At 36.6% G+C, this 23,091-nt stretch carries 24 protein-coding genes; 10 read left to right on the forward strand and 14 right to left on the reverse strand.

Annotated elements, in window-relative coordinates; genetic code table 11:
* Positions 1 to 83 precede the first annotated feature (83 nt).
* The gene (locus ACZZZW_RS05320) at positions 84 to 1,445 is read right to left on the reverse strand and encodes a glutamine synthetase family protein (protein WP_463492487.1); all 1,362 of its coding nucleotides are present in this window, start codon (positions 1,443 to 1,445) and stop codon (positions 84 to 86) included.
* Positions 1,445 to 2,758 (reverse strand): ethanolamine permease, encoded by a 1,314-nt coding sequence (gene eat, locus ACZZZW_RS05325; RefSeq protein ID WP_082458733.1) that lies wholly within the window; start codon positions 2,756 to 2,758, stop codon positions 1,445 to 1,447. Before eat ends, ACZZZW_RS05320 begins: the two co-directional genes overlap by 1 nt.
* A gap of 205 nt (positions 2,759 to 2,963) precedes the next feature.
* Here eat and ACZZZW_RS05330 point away from each other — a divergent pair, with 205 nt between their 5' ends.
* On the forward strand, positions 2,964 to 5,060 hold the full coding sequence (locus ACZZZW_RS05330) for a M48 family metalloprotease (RefSeq protein ID WP_055908177.1): 2,097 nt from the start codon (positions 2,964 to 2,966) through the stop codon (positions 5,058 to 5,060).
* Positions 5,061 to 5,217: 157 nt separating this feature from the next.
* Here ACZZZW_RS05330 and yiaA read toward each other — a convergent pair whose 3' ends face one another.
* On the reverse strand, positions 5,218 to 5,625 hold the full coding sequence (yiaA, locus tag ACZZZW_RS05335) for an inner membrane protein YiaA (RefSeq protein WP_055908174.1): 408 nt from the start codon (positions 5,623 to 5,625) through the stop codon (positions 5,218 to 5,220).
* Positions 5,626 to 5,973: 348 nt separating this feature from the next.
* Here yiaA and ACZZZW_RS05340 point away from each other — a divergent pair, with 348 nt between their 5' ends.
* Together ACZZZW_RS05340 and ACZZZW_RS05345 are read left to right on the forward strand one after the other, a co-directional pair.
* Positions 5,974 to 7,470: a bifunctional ADP-dependent NAD(P)H-hydrate dehydratase/NAD(P)H-hydrate epimerase gene (locus ACZZZW_RS05340; RefSeq protein WP_055908170.1), complete on the forward strand. Its 1,497-nt coding sequence runs from the start codon at positions 5,974 to 5,976 to the stop codon at positions 7,468 to 7,470.
* 118 nt (positions 7,471 to 7,588) lie between these two features.
* Positions 7,589 to 8,290 carry an AIM24 family protein gene (locus tag ACZZZW_RS05345; protein WP_055908167.1) on the forward strand — a complete coding sequence of 234 codons (702 nt, stop codon included), beginning with the start codon at positions 7,589 to 7,591 and terminating at the stop codon, positions 8,288 to 8,290.
* 189 nt (positions 8,291 to 8,479) lie between these two features.
* Here the strand turns inward: ACZZZW_RS05345 and ACZZZW_RS05350 are convergent, their stop codons facing one another.
* The 4 genes from ACZZZW_RS05350 to ACZZZW_RS05365 form a co-directional block, all read right to left on the reverse strand.
* Positions 8,480 to 9,337 carry an anti-sigma factor gene (locus ACZZZW_RS05350; protein ID WP_055908166.1) on the reverse strand — a complete coding sequence of 286 codons (858 nt, stop codon included), beginning with the start codon at positions 9,335 to 9,337 and terminating at the stop codon, positions 8,480 to 8,482.
* Between the two features lie 2 nt (positions 9,338 to 9,339).
* Complete coding sequence (locus ACZZZW_RS05355) at positions 9,340 to 9,891, reverse strand: RNA polymerase sigma factor (RefSeq protein WP_025144171.1); 552 nt, start codon at positions 9,889 to 9,891, stop codon at positions 9,340 to 9,342.
* A 114-nt stretch (positions 9,892 to 10,005) separates the two neighbouring features.
* Positions 10,006 to 10,899, reverse strand: a complete 894-nt coding sequence (lipA, locus tag ACZZZW_RS05360; protein ID WP_029278501.1) for a lipoyl synthase — start codon at positions 10,897 to 10,899, stop codon at positions 10,006 to 10,008.
* A gap of 126 nt (positions 10,900 to 11,025) precedes the next feature.
* The gene (locus ACZZZW_RS05365) at positions 11,026 to 11,457 is read right to left on the reverse strand and encodes a GNAT family N-acetyltransferase (RefSeq protein WP_463492488.1); all 432 of its coding nucleotides are present in this window, start codon (positions 11,455 to 11,457) and stop codon (positions 11,026 to 11,028) included.
* A gap of 308 nt (positions 11,458 to 11,765) precedes the next feature.
* Between ACZZZW_RS05365 and cysS the strand changes: the two genes are divergently transcribed.
* The 5 genes from cysS to ACZZZW_RS05390 all read left to right on the forward strand — a co-directional run bounded on the left by cysS (position 11,766) and on the right by ACZZZW_RS05390 (position 17,073).
* Positions 11,766 to 13,226, forward strand: a complete 1,461-nt coding sequence (gene cysS, locus ACZZZW_RS05370; protein WP_463492489.1) for a cysteine--tRNA ligase — start codon at positions 11,766 to 11,768, stop codon at positions 13,224 to 13,226.
* 48 nt (positions 13,227 to 13,274) lie between these two features.
* Positions 13,275 to 13,955, forward strand: a complete 681-nt coding sequence (locus tag ACZZZW_RS05375; protein WP_463492490.1) for an aspartate/glutamate racemase family protein — start codon at positions 13,275 to 13,277, stop codon at positions 13,953 to 13,955.
* 83 nt (positions 13,956 to 14,038) lie between these two features.
* On the forward strand, positions 14,039 to 15,022 hold the full coding sequence (locus ACZZZW_RS05380; protein ID WP_463492491.1) for a M28 family peptidase: 984 nt from the start codon (positions 14,039 to 14,041) through the stop codon (positions 15,020 to 15,022).
* An 86-nt stretch (positions 15,023 to 15,108) separates the two neighbouring features.
* The gene (locus ACZZZW_RS05385; RefSeq protein WP_055908153.1) at positions 15,109 to 15,966 is read left to right on the forward strand and encodes a nuclear transport factor 2 family protein; all 858 of its coding nucleotides are present in this window, start codon (positions 15,109 to 15,111) and stop codon (positions 15,964 to 15,966) included.
* Positions 15,967 to 16,188: 222 nt separating this feature from the next.
* Positions 16,189 to 17,073, forward strand: a complete 885-nt coding sequence (locus tag ACZZZW_RS05390; RefSeq protein WP_463492492.1) for a glycerophosphodiester phosphodiesterase family protein — start codon at positions 16,189 to 16,191, stop codon at positions 17,071 to 17,073.
* 145 nt (positions 17,074 to 17,218) lie between these two features.
* On the opposite strand, the gene ACZZZW_RS05395 is transcribed toward ACZZZW_RS05390, so the two are convergent.
* The 5 genes from ACZZZW_RS05395 to ACZZZW_RS05415 all read right to left on the reverse strand — a co-directional run bounded on the left by ACZZZW_RS05395 (position 17,219) and on the right by ACZZZW_RS05415 (position 21,125).
* Complete coding sequence (locus ACZZZW_RS05395; RefSeq protein ID WP_463492493.1) at positions 17,219 to 17,410, reverse strand: hypothetical protein; 192 nt, start codon at positions 17,408 to 17,410, stop codon at positions 17,219 to 17,221.
* A gap of 160 nt (positions 17,411 to 17,570) precedes the next feature.
* On the reverse strand, positions 17,571 to 18,056 hold the full coding sequence (locus ACZZZW_RS05400; RefSeq protein WP_463492495.1) for a DinB family protein: 486 nt from the start codon (positions 18,054 to 18,056) through the stop codon (positions 17,571 to 17,573).
* Between the two features lie 101 nt (positions 18,057 to 18,157).
* Positions 18,158 to 19,120: an AAA family ATPase gene (locus ACZZZW_RS05405; RefSeq protein ID WP_463492496.1), complete on the reverse strand. Its 963-nt coding sequence runs from the start codon at positions 19,118 to 19,120 to the stop codon at positions 18,158 to 18,160.
* Between the two features lie 5 nt (positions 19,121 to 19,125).
* A complete protein-coding gene (locus ACZZZW_RS05410) occupies positions 19,126 to 20,484 on the reverse strand; it encodes a peptidylprolyl isomerase (protein ID WP_055908141.1) in 1,359 nt (452 codons plus the stop codon).
* Between the two features lie 53 nt (positions 20,485 to 20,537).
* On the reverse strand, positions 20,538 to 21,125 hold the full coding sequence (locus tag ACZZZW_RS05415) for a hypothetical protein (protein ID WP_463492497.1): 588 nt from the start codon (positions 21,123 to 21,125) through the stop codon (positions 20,538 to 20,540).
* Positions 21,126 to 21,229: 104 nt separating this feature from the next.
* On the opposite strand from ACZZZW_RS05415, the gene ACZZZW_RS05420 reads away from it, so the two are divergent.
* Together ACZZZW_RS05420 and rdgB are read left to right on the forward strand one after the other, a co-directional pair.
* Entirely contained in the window at positions 21,230 to 21,883 is a 654-nt protein-coding gene (locus ACZZZW_RS05420; RefSeq protein ID WP_463492498.1) for a hypothetical protein, read from the forward strand.
* A gap of 96 nt (positions 21,884 to 21,979) precedes the next feature.
* Positions 21,980 to 22,558 carry an RdgB/HAM1 family non-canonical purine NTP pyrophosphatase gene (gene rdgB, locus ACZZZW_RS05425; RefSeq protein WP_463492499.1) on the forward strand — a complete coding sequence of 193 codons (579 nt, stop codon included), beginning with the start codon at positions 21,980 to 21,982 and terminating at the stop codon, positions 22,556 to 22,558.
* Here the strand turns inward: rdgB and ACZZZW_RS05430 are convergent.
* Positions 22,553 to 22,855: a type II toxin-antitoxin system RelE/ParE family toxin gene (locus ACZZZW_RS05430; protein ID WP_463492500.1), complete on the reverse strand. Its 303-nt coding sequence runs from the start codon at positions 22,853 to 22,855 to the stop codon at positions 22,553 to 22,555. The two genes, rdgB and ACZZZW_RS05430, sit on opposite strands and share 6 nt — an antisense overlap.
* A complete protein-coding gene (locus tag ACZZZW_RS05435) occupies positions 22,855 to 23,076 on the reverse strand; it encodes a hypothetical protein (RefSeq protein WP_463492501.1) in 222 nt (73 codons plus the stop codon). Before ACZZZW_RS05435 ends, ACZZZW_RS05430 begins: the two co-directional genes overlap by 1 nt.
* Between the last annotated feature and the right edge of the window lie 15 nt (positions 23,077 to 23,091).

Consider the following 23,091-nt stretch of genomic DNA (forward strand, 5'->3'; position numbering starts at 1 on the left):
TTGGGAATGACGATAACCCGTATTCTCTCATCTTTAATCCATTTTTTTCTAAAAATTTGATTTTTCAGCACGGAGACTTTAGATTAAATAATTTCTAAATACCTTTTTAGCTCCCAATCGGTTACCACTTTGGCATATTGCTTACATTCCCACTCGCGGGTCATGGTAAAATGATCAACGAAATCTTCGCCCAATAGTGTTTTGGCCAAATCAGAATTTTTCATCTTTTGTGTAGCTTCAAATAAATTACGGGATAGTATACCATTTGATAAATCGGTATAGCCATTCCCTTTTGTAGCCGGTTGATTGAGCTTTAATTTATTTTTAACACCATACATTCCTGCAGCTAAACAAGCCGAAAGTGCCAGGTATGGGTTAGTATCAGCGCCAACAATCCGGGTTTCCAAACGCGATGCTTTTTTGCTTCCTGGCAATGCACGTAATGCGGTTGTGCGGTTATCAATTCCCCAGGTTACCGTGGTTGGTGCCCATGCACCTTCTACCAAACGTTTGTAACTGTTTATAGTTGGAGCAACCATCGGCAATAGCTCTGGCAGGCAGTATAGTTGACCAGCGATATAACTTTTCATTATTTCACTCATTTTAGCCGGATCCTTTTCATCGTAAAAAAGATTTGTTTTTTTATCGGTATCCCACAAACTTTGATGCACATGGCCGCTGCATCCTGGCAGGTTTTCACTTACTTTTGCCATAAATGTGGCCATTATACCGTGTTTGTAGGCAATTTCTTTAACAGCGGTTTTAAATAAAATGGCTTGGTCGGCCGCTTTTAAGGCTGGTGCATATTTAATGGCCGCTTCGTATACCCCAGGGCCTGTTTCGGTATGCAAACCCTCAATGGTAATATCAAATTTATTGAGCAGTTCGAACAGGTCGCTCATAAATTCATTCCTATAGGTACTCCTTAAAATGGAATAACCAAACATACCCGGACTTAAGGGTTTTAAGTTTGCAAAACCTTTCTCATGAATGCTTTCTGGTGTTTCCGAAAAATTAAACCACTCAAATTCTTGTGCAAAAAGGGGCGAAAAACCTTCATGCTCACATTCGGTAATTATTTTTTTTAAGAGCTGCCTTGGACAAACAAAATTTGCACGGTCCTGATCATCAATGAAATCGCCTAAAAAGAAAGGAACTTCATTTTCCCATGGGATTTTCCGGAAAGTATCAATATCAATTTTAACCTGCGCATCCGGATAACCGGTATGCCAGCCAGTGTATTTTCCGTTTTCGTAAGCCAGATCAGCTGCATCCCAACCAAAGGTAACATCACAAAAGCCTAAACGACCTTCAACCAGCGAAGCAAACTTTTCGGCTGCAACATATTTTCCCCTTAAAATACCATCAATATCAGCAACAGCCAATTTGACTTTACCAGAAGGATGATTTTTAACGTAATCCAGAATTTCTTTGCTTGTACTCATCAATCTGCCTTTTTGAATATTTTATATAAAAGAAATATGCCTAAAACGATACCCGAATAAATTAAACCCAATTTAAGATTATAAATCAGCATTGCGATGAAAGAAACGCACGAAATAATTAAAGCAATGATGGGAAACAGTGGGTAAACCGGAGTTTTGAAAGGCCTAGCCATCTCAGGCCGACTTTTCCGCAGCACCATTACCGAAATCATTGAAATAATATATAACGTTAAGGCCCCGAATACTGAAATAATAATAATTTCAGCGGTTTTACCCGATAACAGCGCAATGATGCCGATTACCATATTGCCAATTAGCGCATTTGCTGGTGTTTGAAATTTGGGTGAAATTTCCCCAAGGATAGCCGGAATACTTTTTACACGCCCCATTTCGTAAGTGGAGCGACCAGCAGCCAAAACCAAACCATGGAAAGAGGCGATTAATCCAAACAACCCCACGGTGATGAGTACATGATACATCAGGTGGTTATCGCCGGTAATCATCGATAAGGCAAGCGGTAATGGCGAATCAGAAGTTTCTCCTGATTTTCCGTTTTTGTATACAATGGCTTCCCAGCCGCCAATGCCAATGGTAGCGATAAAAACAAGTACACATAAAACAACCAACGTAAAAATACCCCATCCAAAACCTTTGCTGATATCACGCTGTGGGTTTTTAGTTTCTTCTGCTACATTGGCAACACCCTCTATACCCAGGAAAAACCAGATGGCAAAGGGTATGGCGGCAAAAACACCACTCCAGCCGTTCGGAAAATTATTTTGAATCAGATTTTCGGATCGGAATTTAGGCAATGTGATTCCAGAGAATAACAACAGCTCACCAACGGCTAAAACGGTAATTATTACCTCGAATGATGCCGCCGCTTTTACGCCATAAACGTTAAGTGCTGTAAATATAAAGTACACTGCAATTGCACTGGTAAGAACGGGTACCTGCGGAAAAAAAGCATTAAAATAAGCACCTATGGCAAACGCAATTGCTGGAGGTGCAAATATAAATTCGACCATTTGTGCAATGCCTGCTATAAAACCTATGTTTTTGCCCAGTGCGGTATTTGCATAATCAAAAACACCACCAGCCTTTGGTATTGCGCAGGCCAGTTCGGCATAGCTGAAACTAAAGGTAACATACATTACCATAATGGCAACTGTGGCAATGGCCATACCTAGCGTACCGCCCTTCTCCAGGCCTAAATTCCAGCCGAAATACATTCCGGAAATTACATACCCAACACCGAGCCCCCAAAGCATAAAAGGAGTAAGCGTTTTTTTTAAGCCATCTTTTTGTTCCATGGATAGGATGTATAAGATTGAAATAAGTTTATATAATCTGCTCGAAAATGATCACTATTGGCTTCGGTATCTGATGGTTAAAGTAGTAATTATTTTTCAGTGATTTAACTAATAAAAAGTTTTGTTATAATAATTTACTGTTTTTTTTAAAAGTTCTTTAACCTGCCTGTGTGTTTTATTATCTTGCATTACCAAACATTATTTTATGAACAAAAATGCTCTCCAGCCATCTGAAAATTTTAAGAAGATGGCACGAAAATCTATTCAAGCAATTTTATTATTCATAGTAACCTACCTTATATTAATTCTCGGTGCTGTATGCTTAACTGTCCTTTGTGCATATGCAGGTTTGATGCTAATTGCTCTTAAACCGATGTTTTTTACCTTCATGTTGGGTGGTGGGTTGGTCTGTTTTGGTGTTTTAATATTGGTTTTTTTAGTGAAATTTATATTTAAGGTTAATAAAGTTGACCGCTCTCATTTAACCAGGATAACAAAAGCCGAACACCCTGATCTTTTTAAAATGATTGATGAAATTGTTGAAGAGGTAGGGACAGATTTACCTAAAAAAGTATACTTATCCTCCGAGGTTAACGCTTCTGTATTCTATGATTCTAGTTTTTGGAGTATGTTTTTTCCAGTAAAGAAGAATCTGCATATTGGTTTGGGCCTAATGAATACAATATCCATTAATGAACTAAAAGCTATTCTCGCACACGAATTTGGCCATTTTTCCCAAAAAAGTATGCGTACAGGGAGTTATGTTTATAACGTTAACCAAGTAATTTATAATACCCTATATGATAATGATGGGTATGGAAATTTCACTCAAAAATTAGCTGGTATCAGTAATTATTTAGCGATTTTTGTGGTTTTGGCAAATAAAATCATTGCAGGTATACAATTTATTTTAAAGAAAAATTATGATTCAGTTAATTTGAATCATTTGGCCTTATCAAGAGAAATGGAGTTTCATGCCGATGCAGTTGCTGCTAGTGTTGCGGGTTCTGATGCATTAATTACCGCACTTCATCGCCTGCAACTGGCTGATTATTCATTAAATAACGTGTTTAATTATTATAACGCTAAAATTATTGAGAAGGAGAAAACCATTAATATTTTCCCTCAGCAAAAATTCGTCTTGGATTTTTATGCTAATCTACAAGATATCACCGTTGAAAATAACTTACCTATTGTATCTGAAGAACACTATAATAAATTTAATAAAAGTAAACTTGTGCTTAAAGATCAATGGTCATCGCACCCAAGCACTAAAGATAGGGTAGCGCATTTAAGAAAATTAGATTATCCACTTAAAAGTTATGGTGTAGGAATTGCAACAGATTTACTGACAAACAAACACCTGGTTTTGGAGGAGATTACTAAAAAGCTCTTTGATGCAATTGATTATGGCAATTCTCCAATTATATCAGATCCCGGCAAATTTGAACTTGATTTTTGGGAAAATCAAAAACAGTATTCTCTTAATAATATGTATAATGGATATTTTGATTTTAGAGATCCATTAATTGACTTTAATGAAGATGCTTTCGAAAAGCGATTGCCAATTATACAAGGCCAGATAGGCGACTTGTTTAATGATGAAAATTTAAGTTTAATCTATCTGCAAGATGGTATTAAGACTGATTTAAATACACTAAAGCAAATTGAGGATGAAGTTTTTAGCGTTGATACTTTTGATTACGATGGACAGCGCCATATTAAAACAGATTGTACCGAGCTTATTGTGCGGCTGAATGCTGAATATGAAGAACTGGAAAGCAAATTAAAGCAATTGGATAAACAGATCTTTGAATATTTTTTGTCAGTCGCTTTTAAGCAGAATATGGTTAACGATCTTAAATGTCTTTATGATAGCAATAAAGAGATCAACGTTCTGCTGCAAAACCAGCAGGCCTTACTAAATAAAATTATAGAGATTACTTCATTTATGCGCGTCAGCACTGCTTTTGAAACAATATCGCAAAAAATGTTTTTAGTAAAAGATGAAGAAGTGATTTTTAAAGAGCAGCTTAAATTTTTGCTTACCGATCCTATTTATACTGATGAAGTATCAGTTGAGGATAGAGATAAAATAGAAAAATTTATAGCAGCCAATTATAAATATTTTGCTGGCGGTAGTTATTTCGATGATCAGGTGGATGATCTTTTTGAATGTATTAATTTGTTTAGTAAAATTACTAATGGTGCGGGTTTTAAAGCGAAAAAAAAGTTACTGGATTTTCAGGCAGATTTAGAAGTTGCCGATGTAGGCAAAGTAAATGGCTTGGTAACAGGTTGATTAAAAGGTTTGCTGCAAAAAAAAATCTGCAGGTTTTATGAAATTAATTCGTAAAACCTGCAGATAATTTAATTTAGATTGCTCGTTATGAAATATTGGCTAAACTAATGAGTAAGGCAATGCAATTATTCAGTATATCCTTGCTGCACCCAATAATCTATTCCAAATCACGGTTTTTATTTACAATCTGACTGTCCCTAGTGTTTTTCTGCACCGTAATGGCACCAAAAAGCGAGAGTAAAAATGCAAAGGCATAAAATCCTTTTTCACTGGGCAGTAAAGTTGCATTCCACAAACCGATTACCAATAAGGTGATGGTTAAAAGCGTAGAAAACCAACTGATGCCATAATAAATTTCAGTAACCGGAATACCCTCCAGCTTATCGCGAACAGCCTTTTGTAAAGAGATTACGGCGAAAAGGCCAAACATCAATACGGTAAAATAATATCCTTTTTCATTAAGAAGCATATCAGAACGCCATAGCCCTACAATAAAGCCGATCATTCCGATACCTAATGCCATCCAGGCAGCTGCCACGAATGCATTTGATGGTTTTTGATTCATTGTTTTGAGATTTAATTTAATTCAATAGTCAACGCTAAAGATTCGCAAAAGGTATAAAATTAAAAGATAGTATTTTAAATTATTTAAGGAATCTGAGCTACTAAGGGAAGGTGATGATTTAAGCCATTATGCATGAGTAAACTCATATCAGCACAACCTGATAAGATTTTTGGAAAATAATAAGTTTACCAAGCAATTTTGATAAACAAGCTTATAGAAGTAAAATCCGTATTTATCTTTTTACATTGGAGGTTAAAACTCATCAACTTATTCAATTGCATTGATAAAGGAAAAATCAAACAAAATCCTATCTTTTGCATTATAGCTGTATAATATTACCTTAGTTATATGCAAATATTGCTTACTTCTGCCCAAATGCGCAGTGCCGATCAGTTTACCATTGCCAATAAACCGATAGCATCGATCGATCTGATGGAAAAAGCTGCGCGCGCTTTCGTTCAAAGTTTTTTAAGAACTGAATTTGACACCAATAAAAGTGTGGCCATATTTTGTGGAAAGGGGAACAACGGCGGCGATGGACTGGCAATAGCCCATTTGCTTATTGCGAATGGTTACGAAAATATAAAAGTTTACATCATAAATTTTAGCGATAAACAAAGCGGCGATTTTGCAATCAATTTGCAACGGATTGAAGAAACGCGGTGTAAAAAAATCATCATTAATCAACTTGCCGATTTAAAAAATATCAAAGCAGACCTGATTATCGACGCCATCTTAGGATCTGGATTAAACAAACCCTTAAGCGGACCATTTGAGGAACTCGCTTATGGAATTAACAAGCTAAATAAAAAAGTGTATGCAGTTGATGTTCCCACAGGTTTTTTTGCGGAAGGTAGATTGCCTAGAGATTATAATGGTATAAAAGCATATAAAACGATCTGTTTTCAAAGACCTAAAATCAATTTTTTCTTTCCGGAATCTGTTCTGGCTACTGAAAAGTATGAGGTGGTTGATATTGGCCTGGATGAAGCCTTCATCCAAAAACAACAGGCTGATTTCTGTCTTGTAGAAAAAAGTGATATAGATAAAATCCTAAAGCCGCGAAAATTATTTAGTCATAAAGGTACTTATGGTCATGCCCTTGTTATTGCCGGTGATGCAAATACAATGGGAGCAGCATTACTATCATCTATGGCCTGTTTGCATGCCGGAGCGGGATTAACAACGGCATGTATTCCAACAAGCGGTTTAAATGCACTAAATACTGCTTTGCCAGAAGTTATGGCTCTGCCAAGAGCGGATGATGTTACGATTAAAGATCCGAAAAGGTACCAGGCGATAGCTATAGGCCCAGGCTTGGGTACTGATGAAAACAACGAAAAACTGCTCGAAGACTTAATTTTGAATAATCAGGCTTTAATTATCGATGCCGATGCTTTAAATATTCTTGGAAAAAGACCAGATCTGATCAAAAAACTGGCGCCTAACACCATCATTACTCCCCATATGAAAGAGTTTGATCGGTTATTTGGCGACCATGATAGTTGGTGGGAGCGGGTAGGAACTGCAAAAAAACTAGCAGAAAAGCTCAAAATCGTAATCGTGCTTAAAAATCAATATACTTTTATCTGCTTGCCAACAGGTCGCGTTTTAATTAATTCAACCGGTAATCCAGCTATGGCACAAGGAGGAATGGGCGATGTTCTTACAGGTATTATTGCTGGTTTAGTTGCACAGCAATATTCAGCCAGTGATGCCGCTGTTTTAGCCTGTTACTTACATGGCAAAGCTGGAGATCATTTAGCAAGCGAAAGTTTTGTGGTTACCGCATCTCAGGTCGCTGCCAGAATTTCTAAAGAAATTAAAATCTGCATGGCCAATTAGTTAATAGAATCTTATGTGGAAAAAAAATGAATTGAATCTACTATGGTTCTAGTTTAAAAATCTATAGCTTAAGGGAATATTTAGAAATCAGAAACCTAAAAACGGAAAACAAATTATTATGGCACAAAAAGAATACACGCTGAATGAATTAATTCAGGAATCAGCTGAAAACCCAAATGAGAACGACTTTTTTGAATTGGAAAAACCAGCCATGCTGGAAGTAAACCTTAAAAATCAAAAGATTTTGGCTAAAGCAGGTTCTATGGTGGCTTACATCGGTAATATCGATTTTAAAAGAGAAGGTTTATTGAGTAAAGGTTTAGGTGGTTTGTTAAAAAAAGCGATATCAGGTGAAGGTACTTCGCTAATGCATGCCACTGGCACAGGTAAATTATATCTGGCAGATGAAGGCAAGAAAGTAAAGATCATCAAACTTCAAAACGAATCAGTTTTTGTAAATGGCAACGACGTACTTGCGCTGGAAGAAAATATTAAAAATGAGATAAAAATGCTTAAAAGCATTGCCGGGATGATGAGTGGAGGCTTATTTCAGGTTAAACTTTCGGGAAGCGGATACATTGCCATTACCACACATGGAGAACCAATTTTGTTAAGGGTTACAGGCAACCAACCAGTTTATACCGATCCAAATGCTACAGTGGCGTGGTCTGAAAATTTAACACCCAACATTAAAACAAATCTAACTTTCGGCTCATTTATTGGAAGAGGAAGTGGCGAATCATTCCAATTGGAGTTTTTTGGTGAAGGATGGGTATTGGTACAACCATATGAAGAAGTGAAGTACGCGGCGAAATCTTAATCGTCAACCAGGTCGCAGCGGAGAGATCTATTTCAAAAAAGATGCCTCCCTGCCTTTCTTATTTGATCAAGTAAGTTTCCTGCCCCCAATGTCGATTAATGGTAAGAAACATCGATCAAAATGTTATAAAACAAAAATCCCGACACTTTTTAATGTCGGGATTTAATATATTAATTAAATAATTTCTATTTAAACACCACCCATAACGGTAAGTTTATCCATTGTTGGATTAACACTGCCACCAGTTGGCTCTAATGTAACGGCAAAAGCTTGTGCTTCCTGGATAGTCTGCATTTTTACTAAGGCTTCGTTACTGGTAGAATCGGTTTTTCCGAATACACCTAAACTTACTGGTTTTCCATTTACAAGTGCCCATAATTGATATTCATGTTCGGCATCTGTTTTAGGTAAATCCATTGCCACATAGTTAATCAGCACGCTTTTATCTTTTTTGTTCCAATAAACCTTCATTTTAGAAGATGGACTAAAAGCCTGTCCTGCCATACGAATGGTTGCCCATTCTTTACTATCGGCCATAGTAGCCATGTTATCTAAACCTTGGTTTTCAAATTCAAGCTTACTAACTACTCCGGCAAATTTCTGTTTGTCGAGGTTTAAACTTGCAATTTGGTCGTGCGCAGCATTAAGTTTATTATAAGTAATAAATAGTGCTGCAGTACTTACTACCAATAAAGCTATACAAGCAACTAAGGCATAACGCAAAGTTCTCACTTTTGCACTACTTCCATCCAAACGTATAATTCTTGGTTCTTCTGTATAAACTGGTTCGGGTTGAACATTCACATTCTCTTCAACTTCACTTAACCCCAACTTCTCGAATAATCTTGTTTCTACATCTGCAGATGGCTCTACAGCATTTTGCATAGCATATTGCTCCATAGCTTGCTCAATGGCAGCTATTTCATCTCTAACCTCTAGGTTTTGAGATGCCATTTCCTCAACCTGCAACGCTTCTTCAGGTGATAAATCACCTAAAACGTACAGCTCAAGTACTCCAGATTCGATATATGCTTTTAAATTTTCCACGCTCAATTAAAATTCCTTCTCAATTCAATAATAGCCAACCGGATCCGGGTTTTCACCGTACCTAATGGCAGATCTAACTTTTCTGCGGCTTCCACATGTGTGAAACCCTTGTAATAAACTAAATCAAGAACTGCTTGTAAATCCGGTTTAAGGTTTTCTACAAGTTGCTTAACTCCAAGAACATCCGGATTAAACGTAACCTTGTTTTGTTCATCAACGAAACTTACGTTATTTTCTATATCTTGGTTTTTGAGTGAATTCTTAAAATCTTTAGAACGAAGTTTGTCGATCGATAAATTGCGGGCAATATTCATCATCCACGTAAACAAACGTCCTTTAGTATGATCATAGTGTGTAGCAGACTGCCAGATTTTTACGAAAGTTTCTTGTAAAACATCTTCTGCAAGTTCAGTATGGGTAATAATGCGTGAAATAACGCCGTAAAGCGCTGAGGAATACATGCTGTACAGTGTTTTTAGTACCGCTGGATCTTTCGATTGCAGTGCTTGAACAAGTTCAGGCTCGGTTAGAGTTAATTTTTTTAATGCAGTCACTATCGGTCACTAAGATACAATACAGAACATTAAAACCAAAAAAATGTTTTATAAATTCATTCCTTTAAGGAGTGCGATTTAATAAAAGAGGTTAAATCGCTTATAATAATAGATTTAGGCAATTCCTTCAATCGGAAAAAGGTGTTTTTCGGCATGGTAAGATGAACGAACCAAAGGACCGCTTTCTACATACTTTAAACCTTTTGCTAAACCAGCCTCTTTATACATAGCAAATGTATCTGGATGGATCCAATCAACCACAGGATGGTGATTACGTGTAGGTTGTAAATATTGGCCTAAAGTTAATATATGAACACCATTGGCAACTAAATCGTCCATTGCCTCAAAAATATCTTCTTCAGTTTCACCTAAACCAAGCATAATGCCCGTTTTAGTTCTTAAACCAAATTCCGAAATCCTTTTTAAGGCCTCTAAACTTCTATCGTATTTTGCCTGGATACGCACTTGTTTGGTTAAACGCTTAACTGTTTCCATATTGTGCGAAACCACTTCTGGTCTTTCTTCTAAAACGCGGTATAAATTATCCCACTGTCCTTTAAAATCAGGAATTAATGTTTCTAAAGTGGTAATAGGGCTTTCTCGGCGGATGGCTTGTAATGTTTCTGCCCAGATGATTGAACCACCATCCTTTAAGTCATCACGATCTACCGAAGTAATTACGCAATGTTTAACGCCCATTAACCTTACAGAATCGGCTATGCGGTTAGGTTCATCTACATCAACAGCCAAAGGACGGCCTGTTGCAACGGCACAAAAAGAGCAGCTACGGGTACAAATGTTACCTAAAATCATGAAAGTTGCCGTGCCTGCACCCCAGCATTCGCCCATATTAGGGCAATTACCACTTTCGCAGATGGTGTGGAGCTTGTGCGTATCTACTAAACTGCGAACTTGGGCATATTCCTTACCAACAGGTAATTTTACACGTAACCAATCGGGTTTACGTTTAACTTCAGTCACAGCAGGTACTACCGGTAAATCAATCATGCTACAAAGTTAACGAATAGGATTGAAATGTTACAATAATGAAATGTTTGTGGGTTGTAATAATGTAAGGGCAACTTGCAAAATCTGCTGAGCGGGTGCCCATCGACTTCGCAAGAATAGCAATGGTTAAATTATATCCTTTTCAAATGCAATTTGTGTTTTATTCTCTTTGAAGCCAATTCGCTTATAAAATTTATGACTTTCAATACGTACTATATTGCACCTAACCTTTAATTTTTTTAGCTCTTGCGTTTTTGCCCACAGTGTTATATTTTCAATCAATTGTTTCCCAATTTGATGATTCCGGTAAGTTTCGTCAACAATCAAACCTCCAATTTCTACAAATGCATCAGATTCTATTCTTAAAGTGTAAAATGCATGAATCCAGCCTACTATTTTGCCATTAATTAAGGCGACAAATGCGCAATTTTCAATACTGTTATTGATGAGTTTAATCCGGGCTGTTGTTTGTTTTACATCACTTTTGTAACCCAATTGTGTAGAAAGTTTGGCTACAGTATCTGCATCACTTTCTAAAACTTCTCTTATTTGAACCATTTATTGATGTTGATAGGTAAAATCTAAACTAAGGAATAAAATTTTGTTTTAAAAGATCGGCGTAGCTACAGCGTAAAGGAGGACTGCAATTGCCGATGGGCAGCCATAGCCTTTTCGAATCTTAAATAAATAAGCAGCAATAAACAAGACGGGCATTACGTGATAACAGCTTTTAAAGGTGAGTCGAGCAGTTCAGGATGACCATCTATTGTATCGTAACTGCCTTTTCAAATGTTAGCTTAAAATCATAACCTAAACATTGCAACTTTAAACGTTTTTACTTTCTAACTAAATCTTACATTTGCAGTATGAATACTGGCTTACAGCTTTATAATACGCTTTCGCGCAAAAAAGAACTTTTTCAACCCTTAAATGCACCTAATGTTGGGGTGTATGTTTGCGGTCCTACCGTTTATAGTGATGTGCACCTGGGCAATTGCCGCACATTTATATCATTCGATTTAATTTTTAGGTACCTTAAATATGCAGGTTATAAAGTGCGTTATGTACGTAATATTACCGATGCTGGCCATTTAGAGGGCGATAGGGATGAAGGTGATGATAAATTTGCAAAACGTGCAAAATTAGAACAGCTTGAGCCAATGGAAATTGTACAGAAGTATACTTTAGGTTTCCACGATGTATTGCGGATGTTTAATACACTGCCGCCAAGTATCGAGCCTACTGCTACCGGACACATTATTGAGCAAATTGAAATGATTAAAGTAATTATAGCCAATGGTTATGGTTACGAAGTGGATGGCAATGTGTATTTTGATGTAGAAAAATATAGTAAAGAATACAATTACACGATTTTAACCAATCGTAACCTGGAAGATATGCTGAACAATACCCGCGAATTGGGTGGTCAGGATGAGAAACACGGGAGGTTGGATTTTGCCCTTTGGATTAAAGCAAAGCCAGAAACGTTAATGCAATGGCAATCGCCCTGGGGCATGGGTTTTCCGGGCTGGCATATCGAATGTTCAGCAATGAGTGCTAAATATTTGGGGGCCGAATTTGATATTCACGGAGGTGGAATGGATTTAGCAGCCACGCACCATACCAACGAAATTGCACAATCTGAGGCTTGCAGCCATAAACAACCTGCCCGTTATTGGATGCACACCAATATGCTTACGGTAAACGGTACGCGGATGTCTAAATCGGCGGGGAACGGTTTCCTTCCGTTAGAGTTGTTTACGGGCGATCATCCCTTACTGAAGAAAGGCTATAGCCCGATGACGGTTAAGTTTTTTATGTTGCAGGCACATTACCGTAGTACTTTGGATTTTTCTAATGATGCCCTGGATGCTTCAGAAAAAGGCTTTCGCCGTTTAATGTCGGCGGTTGGTTTGTTGGATAAACTTCAGGTTGCAGAACAGAATGATTTTGACATTGATGCCTTAAAAGAAAAATGTATCCATGCAATGAATGACGATTTTAACAGTCCGATTTTAATTGCAGAACTTTTTGAAGCAGTAAGAATTATCAATACCGTTTATGATGGTAAAGGGAAAATCTCTGTCGAAGCGTTAGAAAAATTAAAGCAACTGATTAACGATTTTGTATTCGATATTTTAGGCCTTAAAGATGAGGATGCGGGAGGAAATGACTTAAACGGCGTTTTGGATATGGTAATTGATTTAAGAACCGAGGCTAAAGCAAATAAAGATTACGCAACTTCTGATCGTATCCGCATCGGACTGCAGGAATTAGGTATTCAGCTTAAAGATGGCAAAGAAGGAACAACCTGGAGCAAAGCTTAACGAGTTTAGAGTCGGGCGTTTGGAGTAAAGAGCCGATAGTTTTAAACGATGAGAAAAATTGGTTTAGTAGGGGGCGTTAGCTGGGTATCAACAATAGATTATTATCGTTTTATAAATGAGGGCGTAAATGAGCGCTTGGGCGGATTAAATTTTGCTGAGTGTTTAATTTACTCCCTTAATTTTGGTGATGTTCAGGATAGAACCTGGGAAGGATCATTTGACCTTTTACTGGCTGCTTGTGAGCGTTTAAAGCGTAGTGGTGTAGAAGCCATTGTGTTATGTGCAAATACTGCCCATCTTTTTGCCGATCAGCTTCAGGAAAAAATTGCATTACCGATTATCCATATCGGCACCGAAACTGCTAAGGCCATAAATGCTACAGGAATTAAAAAAGTAGCTTTATTGGGTACAGTGTTTACCATGGAAAAAGACTTTTATATCAAAAAGCTCCAAGGCCATGGATTAAGCATATTGGTGCCAGCAAAAAAAGCAACCCGCGATTACATCCAGTTTACGCTTAAAGAAGAATTAGGCAGAGGACAGATTTTAGAAGAAACCAGGGCGCAGTATATCAAAATAATTAATGATCTGATCGCGGATGGAGCCGAAGGAATAATCCTTGGATGTACAGAAATCCCCATGCTGATCAGTCAGGATGATTTCGATATTCCGGTATTCGATACCACTAAAATTCATTGCCAGGCCATTGTAAACTATATCCTTTCGTAAATTTTTAATAATCGCCTCAAAGGGTAGGCACAGTAAATTAGTGTGCTTTACACTAATTAAACAATTTTCCGTTAGTTTGAAAAATGAATAAAAAACTTTTAGTACTGCCTTTATTAGCATTAATCGGATTTGAGGCATGCCAGAATAAAACAAAGCAGGGTACTGATGGAAATGGGGAAGAAACTTCATTAAAACTTTCGTCGCCTGATTTTAATGCAGATAGTGCCTATGCTTATACCAAGGTTCAGGTAGAATTAGGTCCACGCATTCCCGGTACTGTGGCTCATCAAAAATGTGCTGATTATTTAGTAACAAAATTAAAATCTTTCGGCGCAGATGTAAGTATAATGGGGCAGAAAACACAGACTTATGATGGTAAAAGTTTTCAAATGAAAAACATCGTTGCTGCTCTTAATCCTGATCAAAAGAATAGAGTTTTAATTACTGCACATTGGGATGCACGTCCATTTTCTGATCAGGATACAGATCCTGCAAACCGTAGTAAATCTTTTGATGCAGCTAATGATGGCGCAAGTGGTGTGGCAGTAATTTTAGAAATGGCACGTCAGATTCAACAAAAAGAGCCAAATGTTGGAGTCGATTTTATTTTATGGGATTTGGAGGATTATGGAAAGGCTGATGATGAAACACTTGATGATGTTTCATGGTGCTTGGGTTCTCAATATTGGGCAAAACATGCAGTTGTTACAGGTTACAAGGCATTATATGGTATCAATCTTGATATGGTAGGCGGGGGCAACGCTCAGTTTACACAAGATGAAATTTCACGACAGGCCGCTCCTGATTTGGTAAAAAAAGTTTGGGAAATTGGTAGTGAAATCGGTTACGCATCGTATTTTACAAGTATACCAAGTGGAAAACTGGTAGACGATCATTTTTGGATGAACCAAGCAGGAATTCCATCAATAGATATTATCCATTACAGCGATAACAGTGGCTTTTATATCAATTGGCATACCCAGTTGGATAATTTGAGTAATATAGATAAGAATACGTTAAAAGCAACCGGCCAAACGGTTTTGGAAACTATTTATCGCGAAAAATAACCCTTTAATGTGTAATTGTTAATTACTTTTGAAATCATCCATCAAAGAAAATTTTATATTCGCCAAACATATTATCTTAATTAATAATGAAACAATTATTTTCAACCGCAATAGCTTCGCTTTTAGCCCTTAGTGCTTTTGCACAAAAAAGCGACGGAACAACCAAATCTTTAGTAAATGCTGAAAAGGATTTCGCTAAGTCGATTGCCAAAAATGGAGATAAAGAAGCTTACATAGATTATTCATCGACCAGTACTTTGGTATTCAGACCAAACCCTGTTAATGCTAAAACTTTTTATGCTGGTAAAGCTAATGCTGAAAATGATGTAACATGGACACCAAATTTGGCTAAAGTATCGCGTAGTGGTGATTTAGGTTTTACTACCGGTCCTTATGAAATCGGAACTTCAGAAAAAAAATACGGTCAGTACCTTTCTATCTGGAAACCGGAAAATGGCAAATGGAAATTAGCGATTGATTTAGGGACAGAAAGCAACAAACCGCTAACTAAATTTACACCTTCGTTTGTTGAACCTAAAGACCACGTTGCACCCAAATTTTTGAATGAAAGAGAAATTAAAGCCGGAAAAGAAATCATTTTAACCACTGAGAAAACCCTTAATACTTTATTAAAAACGCATGGAATTGCTGCATTTGGAGGTTTTTTAACCAATGATGCACGTTTACTTTTCCCTGGTAATGAGGCCATTGATGGAAAAGGAAAAATTGTTGCTTTTTATAATAGCATGATCAGCAAGATCAATTTAAAAACTACAGGTGTAGATAAAGCAATAGGCAGCGATTTGGCTTACACTTACGGTGTTGCTACCATCGATTATAAAGCCGACCTGCGTGAAAGCTTTAATTATGTTTTCGTTTATGAAAAAGCAGCAGATGCAAGCTGGAACTTAATTGTACAGGCATTCGTACCTGCAGAAAGATAAAATAACAATGTGAATTAAAAGAGGGCTATCCATAAAAAGAAGCCCTTTTTTTATTTCTTAAATTATTGCTTCCTGCAACTTTGCTAAAGTTTAGCCACAGTTGGATTACAATTTGATGAAGCGATATCCATCCAGCAACGCGATAATATAACTAAATGAAGCATTTTTACGCTTTAAGGAAGATTATCACAAATAAAAATGTTCATTTTACGTTTAAAATTCATGAATAAAAAATTACTTCTACTCTCCACGCTCTTATTACTTTTTTTAAACGTATCGGCACAAAAAAGAAAATTCGATCTGCAGGGTAAAGCGGGCGCAAGAGGCATTATGCCAGAAAATACCATTGAAGGAATGTTAAAAGCTTTGGATTTGGGTGTTAACACGTTAGAAATGGATGCCGTGATTTCTAAAGATAAACAGGTTGTACTTTCTCAAGAGCCTTATTTTAACAATGAAATCTCACTTCAGCCTAACGGAAAAGCGATTTCTTTGAAAGATCAGAAGAAATACAACATTTATAAGATGGATTATGAAGAGGTAAAGAAGTTTGATGTAGGGAGTAAAGTTCATAGTCGTTTTCCTGGTCAAATGAAATTTAAAGCATATAAACCCTTACTTTCTGAAACAATAGATGCGGTTGAGGATTATGTTAAAGCACACAAATTGGCTAAACCAGTTTACAGTATTGAAACAAAAACCATTAAAAACGGTGATAACGAATTTCATCCGGAGCCTGCAGAATTTGTAGAGCTAATTATGGGAGTGATCAATGAAAAAAAGCTTGCCAAAAGGGTAATTATCGAATCGTTTGATATGCGTACCCTACAATACCTGCACGAAAAATATCCTAAAATACAAACTTCGTTGTTGATTGATGAAAAAGAGCCTTTTGAAGATTATATAGAGAAATTGGGATTTAAACCAACCATTTATAGTCCATATTCAGTACTGGTTGGTAAAGGTTTGGTAGATCGGTGCCACGATATGGGTATTAAAATTATTCCGTGGACGGTAAATACTGTTAAGGAGCTTAAATATTTTATGGATTTAGGTGTAGATGGGGTAATTACTGATTTTCCTAATATTAAGGGGCAAATTAAGTAGCTGAAGTAAATCGTAGTTTATAAGCTCATGATAATGTTTTCAATGGAGCATAAACTGTTGTTAGGTAATAACGAGTAAACAAAGGATATAAGAATAAAAAAAGCGCTGGTTTCAGCGCTTTTTTTATTTTTCTCTTGAGCTATGCCTAGTGGTGTGATTCAGGAGCTTCTGTATGGTTTAACTCAGTTTTCTCGTGAGAAGAAGTTTCTTCTTCATGGTGGAAAATTGGTCTTGTAAAAGCTACAAGAAGGATTAAAACAATAATCCAAGCCGTTAATGGTAATGCCCAAATGCCTTTAGTTTGATGAACCGGTGCGTGTGAATCGTGAGCTGACATATCGAATATTTTTGATTTAAAGATTTATGCTTTGTAATTAAGTCGTAAAGATACTAACAAAATTAAAATAAGCGTAATTTGACCAATTGTATTTTAGGTAGCGCAAGTAATTAAAAGACAAGAGATGTAATTTTAATACTTGTGCTGTTAATAATTCGTTTTATGAATTAAATTGAGCTAAAGCATTCCTAATTTGCCGCCTGTGCCGTAAAATATGAACAATGGCATGCTCAAGCATTTGTTCTACGTCATACTGCTGTCCCCATCGTGTATTTATTTTCCTGGCTGGATTTAGCTCTTCCATTATAATATTAGGATTTCGGTTGAAAAAGTCCTCATTATAGTTAAGTGCTTCCTGGATAAGGGAAATATAGGGTAGTACCTCATCAAATTCTTGCCGTTCTGTTCTAATGGTCTGCAATCCGACTGAGTTTTCGATATATATTGCGTAACTGAACATTGAAGCCGCTACATGCGTTAAAATGGTTTGGATGGAAATACAATCTGTATTTGAACTAACTGGCTCAATGATTTTAAGCAGTTGCTGCGGGTTGATTGGTCTGATAACTATTATCAATTCATCAACTGCCTTTTTATATTCGTCCATTAGTGCGGCTATTGCACCGGTGAGGTTGTTGGTATCCATCTTAAACAAATATAATAATTTAGTTGGTCACCATTTGGAACCGCTAACTACTGTAATGTTGATTTATAATCCTTTAGTGCAAGAATTATAAATTTCGCTGATTACAACAAGTCTTTAATTATTTTTTCGATTGACAAACCTTCGGCTTCAGCGCGATAATTGCGCACAATACGGTGGCGCAAAATAGGTTCAGCAACGGCTTTAACATCTTCGATGTCGGGAGAATATTTTCCAGTTACTGCGGCATGGCATTTTGCACCCAGCACTAAAAACTGAGAGGCACGAGGGCCAGCACCCCAGCTGATATATTTATTAACCGCATCTGTAGCAAATTCGCTGTTCGGGCGGGTTTTGGAAGCTAATTTTACAGCATATTCCAAAACATTATCTGTAATGGGAATATCGCGGATTAGTTTCTGAAAATATTGAATATCGTCTGCATGAATAATTTTTTGCAGTTGGATGGTTTTATTACTGGTGGTGTTTTTAACAATATTCAATTCATCAGCAAAAGCAGGATAGTTTAAATGAATATTGAACATGAAACGATCTAGTTGCGCTTCGGGTAGGGGATAAGTTCCTTCCTGCTCAATTGGGTTTTGTGTGGCCAAAACGAAAAAAGGTTTCGGTAAAATATGTGTTTGCCCAGCTGCGGTAACCGATTTCTCCTGCATGGCTTCTAACAAGGCGGCCTGTGTTTTTGGAGGGGTACGGTTTATCTCATCAGCGAGGATAATATTAGAAAAAACAGGCCCTTTTATAAACTTAAAGTGCCTGTCTTCTCCTAAAATCTCTGCGCCAATAATGTCGCTTGGCATTAAATCCGGTGTAAACTGAATTCGATTGAAATCAAGATCTAAAACAGAAGCTACAGTTTGTACAAGTAAAGTTTTGGCTAATCCCGGTACGCCAACTAACAAACAGTGTCCGTTGCTAAAAATGGCGATTAAAACAGATTTTATGATGTCATCCTGTCCAACTACTACCTTGCTTATTTCGGCTTTAATATTGTTGAAAGATTGATGAAGTGCATCAACAGCTTCTACTTCGTTCTTATACTGCATTGGTGTTATTTTGCGGCTGTGGTTTTAGTCCAAATTTTTAATTCATCACAGGTATTAAATTCGTCGTCAATTTTAATGTAAGTACTTTCGCGACGTTTTTCAAACCATTCGCTTAAAGTACGATTAATTTTATCACTTTGTGCGGCATCTCTGATTTTTGGAAAATCTTGCGCAAGATTTGCTTTGTGAGGAGGTATTTTAGATTTTAAGTATAAAATACGGTAGCCTTGTTTTCCATCTGCTGCGGTAAATAAATCTGGCTTAGAAATGCCACCGATTTTCATTGTGTCAATTACCAAAAATATTGTTGGATCTAATTTATCAACCGGGATAAAAGTACTTCTAGCCTGTACATTTTCCGCATTAAGCATCATACCGCCATTATATTTACTTTCTTTATTGTCAGAATAAAGATTTGCTGCTGCTGCAAAGCTCAATTTCTTGCCAATAATATTGTTGTAAATACTATCTGCATGCAGTTTTAAACGGGTTAAACTTTCTGGCGTGGTTTTAGGCATGATTAAAATATGCCTAACGTGTACTTGTTCACCTCTACGCTCTAACACCTGCAAAAAGTGGAAGCCATAATCAGTTTCAAACACTGGTGAAATTTCTCCGGCCTTTAATTTAAAAGCCCATGCTGTAAATTCTTTAACCATGGTATTTCTGTCGATAAAACCATAATCACCACCATCGGCGGCAGAACCTGGATCTTCAGAATAGGTTTTAGCCAGAACACCCATATCTTCGCCACTTTTAACCCTTAAGCGAAGGGCTTCAATTTTATCGCGGAATTTTTGTTTTTCTGCTCTTGTTAACTGAGGATTCAAAACCACCTCACCAACTTCTACCTCTGTATTAAATTCAGGAATGCTATCTCCCAGCGTTTTGAAATATTTTTCAACCTCCATTGGGGTAACATTGATGTTTTCTGTGATTTTTTGCTGCATTTTCTGCGCAATCAACTCATCTTTTACGGATGGTCTGATCTCATCTTTATACTGAAGAACCGATTTGTTTAAAAATTGCTCTAAACGCTCCTGTCCACCGGCACGTTGCATACTGTAACGCATGCGTTTGTTAACCTCATCATCAACTGCACCATCTTCAACCATTACCGAATCGATTTCAGCTTGTTGTTTAAGTAGTTTTTGGGTTAAGGTTTGTTGTAAAATTTTGCATTTAATATCATTATTTGGTTGGTTTCCCTGGTAAAGATATTGTGTGTATTGTTGGTTTAAATCTGATAGCAGGATAATATTGTTTCCTACAACAGCAGCAACTTTATCAACGGTATGCTTTTGCGCGAAACTGTTTAAGAACAGGCAAATTAAAGCGGTTGCTACTAAAAAAACTTTCTTCATTCTATTTATTATATTTTGCAAATTTAATACTAATCGTTTTAAAATCAGATCGGTTATAATTTGGCGAGCTTTTTAAGCTCATTTTCGTTAATCTTGACCTGATATTTTTGTTTAAGGCTTTTAAGCCATTTATCTTCTAAGCTTAGCTGGTAATCGGCAATCACCTCTCCTCTAACTTCACTTAAAGGTTTATTGTAATTTTGTTGGTTTTTAGTGTAAAAATCAAGTATCGCCTGTTCATCTTCCTGAGCCTTATTCCAAATTTTTTGTTCCGAAACATTGAACATTAAAACGCCCTCGCGATATTCGCTTAATAAAAAATCGCGGTCTTTATTACTTACCCCAACTTTCTTATGCGTGGTTAATGCGTCCTCATAAGTCTTAATTTCTTCCTGATAACTGGCATTTTTATCCAAACCCATATCACGGGCATCCAAAACTTTAAGTTTAAAATTTATATACAAGTTTAAATACGTTTGTAAGGTATCATAAGCCGCACTAATGTTGCCATTATGGCTTTTTTTGTAGGCCCACATAAACTCCTTGGCACTTATCGATTTACCGTTTACCACAGCAACGTTTTGTGCAAACGAAATGCTATAAATAAAGCTGAAAATAAATAGGCAATAAGCTTTCCTCACGCAGAGCACTCTATAAATTTTAAGGGATAAAAGTAACAATTAGCGGCGCTATTATAAGATATTTAACTAATTTTAACAGATATTATTATTCAACAAAAATACGAATGGAAAACCAGGTTACCAACAATGCGAATGCTTTACGCTTATTTTTTACTGAAGAGGTTTTTTTAGTTAAGGATGAAAGCGTAGAAATTCTGCCTTTAGGTAATCCTGAGCCAGTTTTTGCTGCCGAAAATGTTTCAGTTACCGAAGTAAAAGAATCTGTTTTAAAACCGGAAATAGCGCAAATTCCTCAGATTAATGCTACAAATATACCGAAAGTTAATATGCAAGAACTTGAAATTCCGCAGATTGTGGCAGAACCGCTTACCGAAAAAACGTTTAAATTTTTAGGCGGAAATAAAAAATCGGTATTGATTTTAGTGAACGACAATCAGAACGATGTTAGTAGCGAACAGGGGAGGGAACTGCTGAGGAAAATAGTCAAAGCAGTAGATTTGGGTACGCCAGACTTTGCCATTTTAAACTATGCAAATTACACCGGAACTGATTATCAAACGTTGCACAAGTTTTTTAAACCCCTTATTATGTTATCTTTTGGTGTGGAAGTTGCCGAACTTAAATTAAACCTTAGCTGGCAAAATGAAATTATCGTTCACGAAAGCACCAGAATAATTTTCGCCCCTAATCTTCATCATCTTGAAAGTGATATAACCGCAAAAAAATTGCTGTGGGGGCATCTTCAGAAAATCAGATAAGCCTGTATAATGGTAAATAATGGGGGAACATTAATACTTTTGTAGCAACCTTAAAAATTTCTAAACATTCCAATTTAAAAACGCCCAATATTTTCAATGAAAAAACTTGTTTTTGCTACAAATAACCAACATAAAACTGAAGAAATACGTGCTGCACTTGAAGGTAAGTATGAAATTCTGAATTTAGAAGATATTGGGTGCCTAGTTGATATTCCTGAAACGGCTGATACTTTTGAAGGAAACGCAAGCCTAAAAAGCAGTTATGTAGTAGCGCATTTTAACCTGGATTGTTTTGCTGATGATAGTGGTTTAGAAATTGAGGCATTAAATAATGAGCCCGGGGTTTACTCTGCCAGGTATTCAGGAAGCCGTGATAATATGGAAAATATTCAGCTGGTTTTAAAAAAACTTGAAGGCATTGCAAATAGAAGAGCACGGTTTAAAACCGTAATTTCTTTAATGCAAAATGGTGAAAATCATATTTTTGAAGGCACAATTGAAGGCACAATCCGGACAACGCTATCTGGTTTTAACGGCTTTGGATATGATCCGATTTTCCAGCCAGATGGTTATGAATTAACTTTTGCCGAAATGGATCTGGCGGAAAAAAATAAAATCAGCCATAGGGCGATTGCACTTGGAAAGATGATGGAGTTTTTGAAGGGGGAGTTATAAGAATCTTTTCTTCCTTTTGCCACTTTGTCGATTGTCTATAAAGGTTACAATCTCTAAGATATCTTTTTTGGGTTTAATTCGGTAAACAACTGATATGTGAGGGATGATAAAACCTATGTGCGTATTTTTTGTCTTATAGGTTTTTCTAGAAATTAGTGGTTCTTCAGATAGCGTTTCAAGATATGTAAATACCCTGATGATGAATTTTTTTACTTCAACTTCAGTCCAGTTTTCCTTTAAATAATCAATATTTTTTTGAAAGGTTTCGCCTGCTTTTTCAGACCAAATAATAGTCATTAAATACTAAACCTTTTTTTCGCCTCTTCATGGCTAAAACTTTCGCCACGATCTAATTGGCTTATTCCTTCAAAAATATCATTTTTCTGACTATCGTTCAGTTCATCAAACCAATCAATATCCCTTGCAGTAATTAATGATTTAATATCCCTGATTAAACTTTCATCATCAGAATTAATAATCTGTTGAAGTACACTTAGTTTTTCTGATTGTAAATCCATAAATAAATTTAACCA

This window comes from Pedobacter sp. AC379 (genome assembly GCF_979258145.1).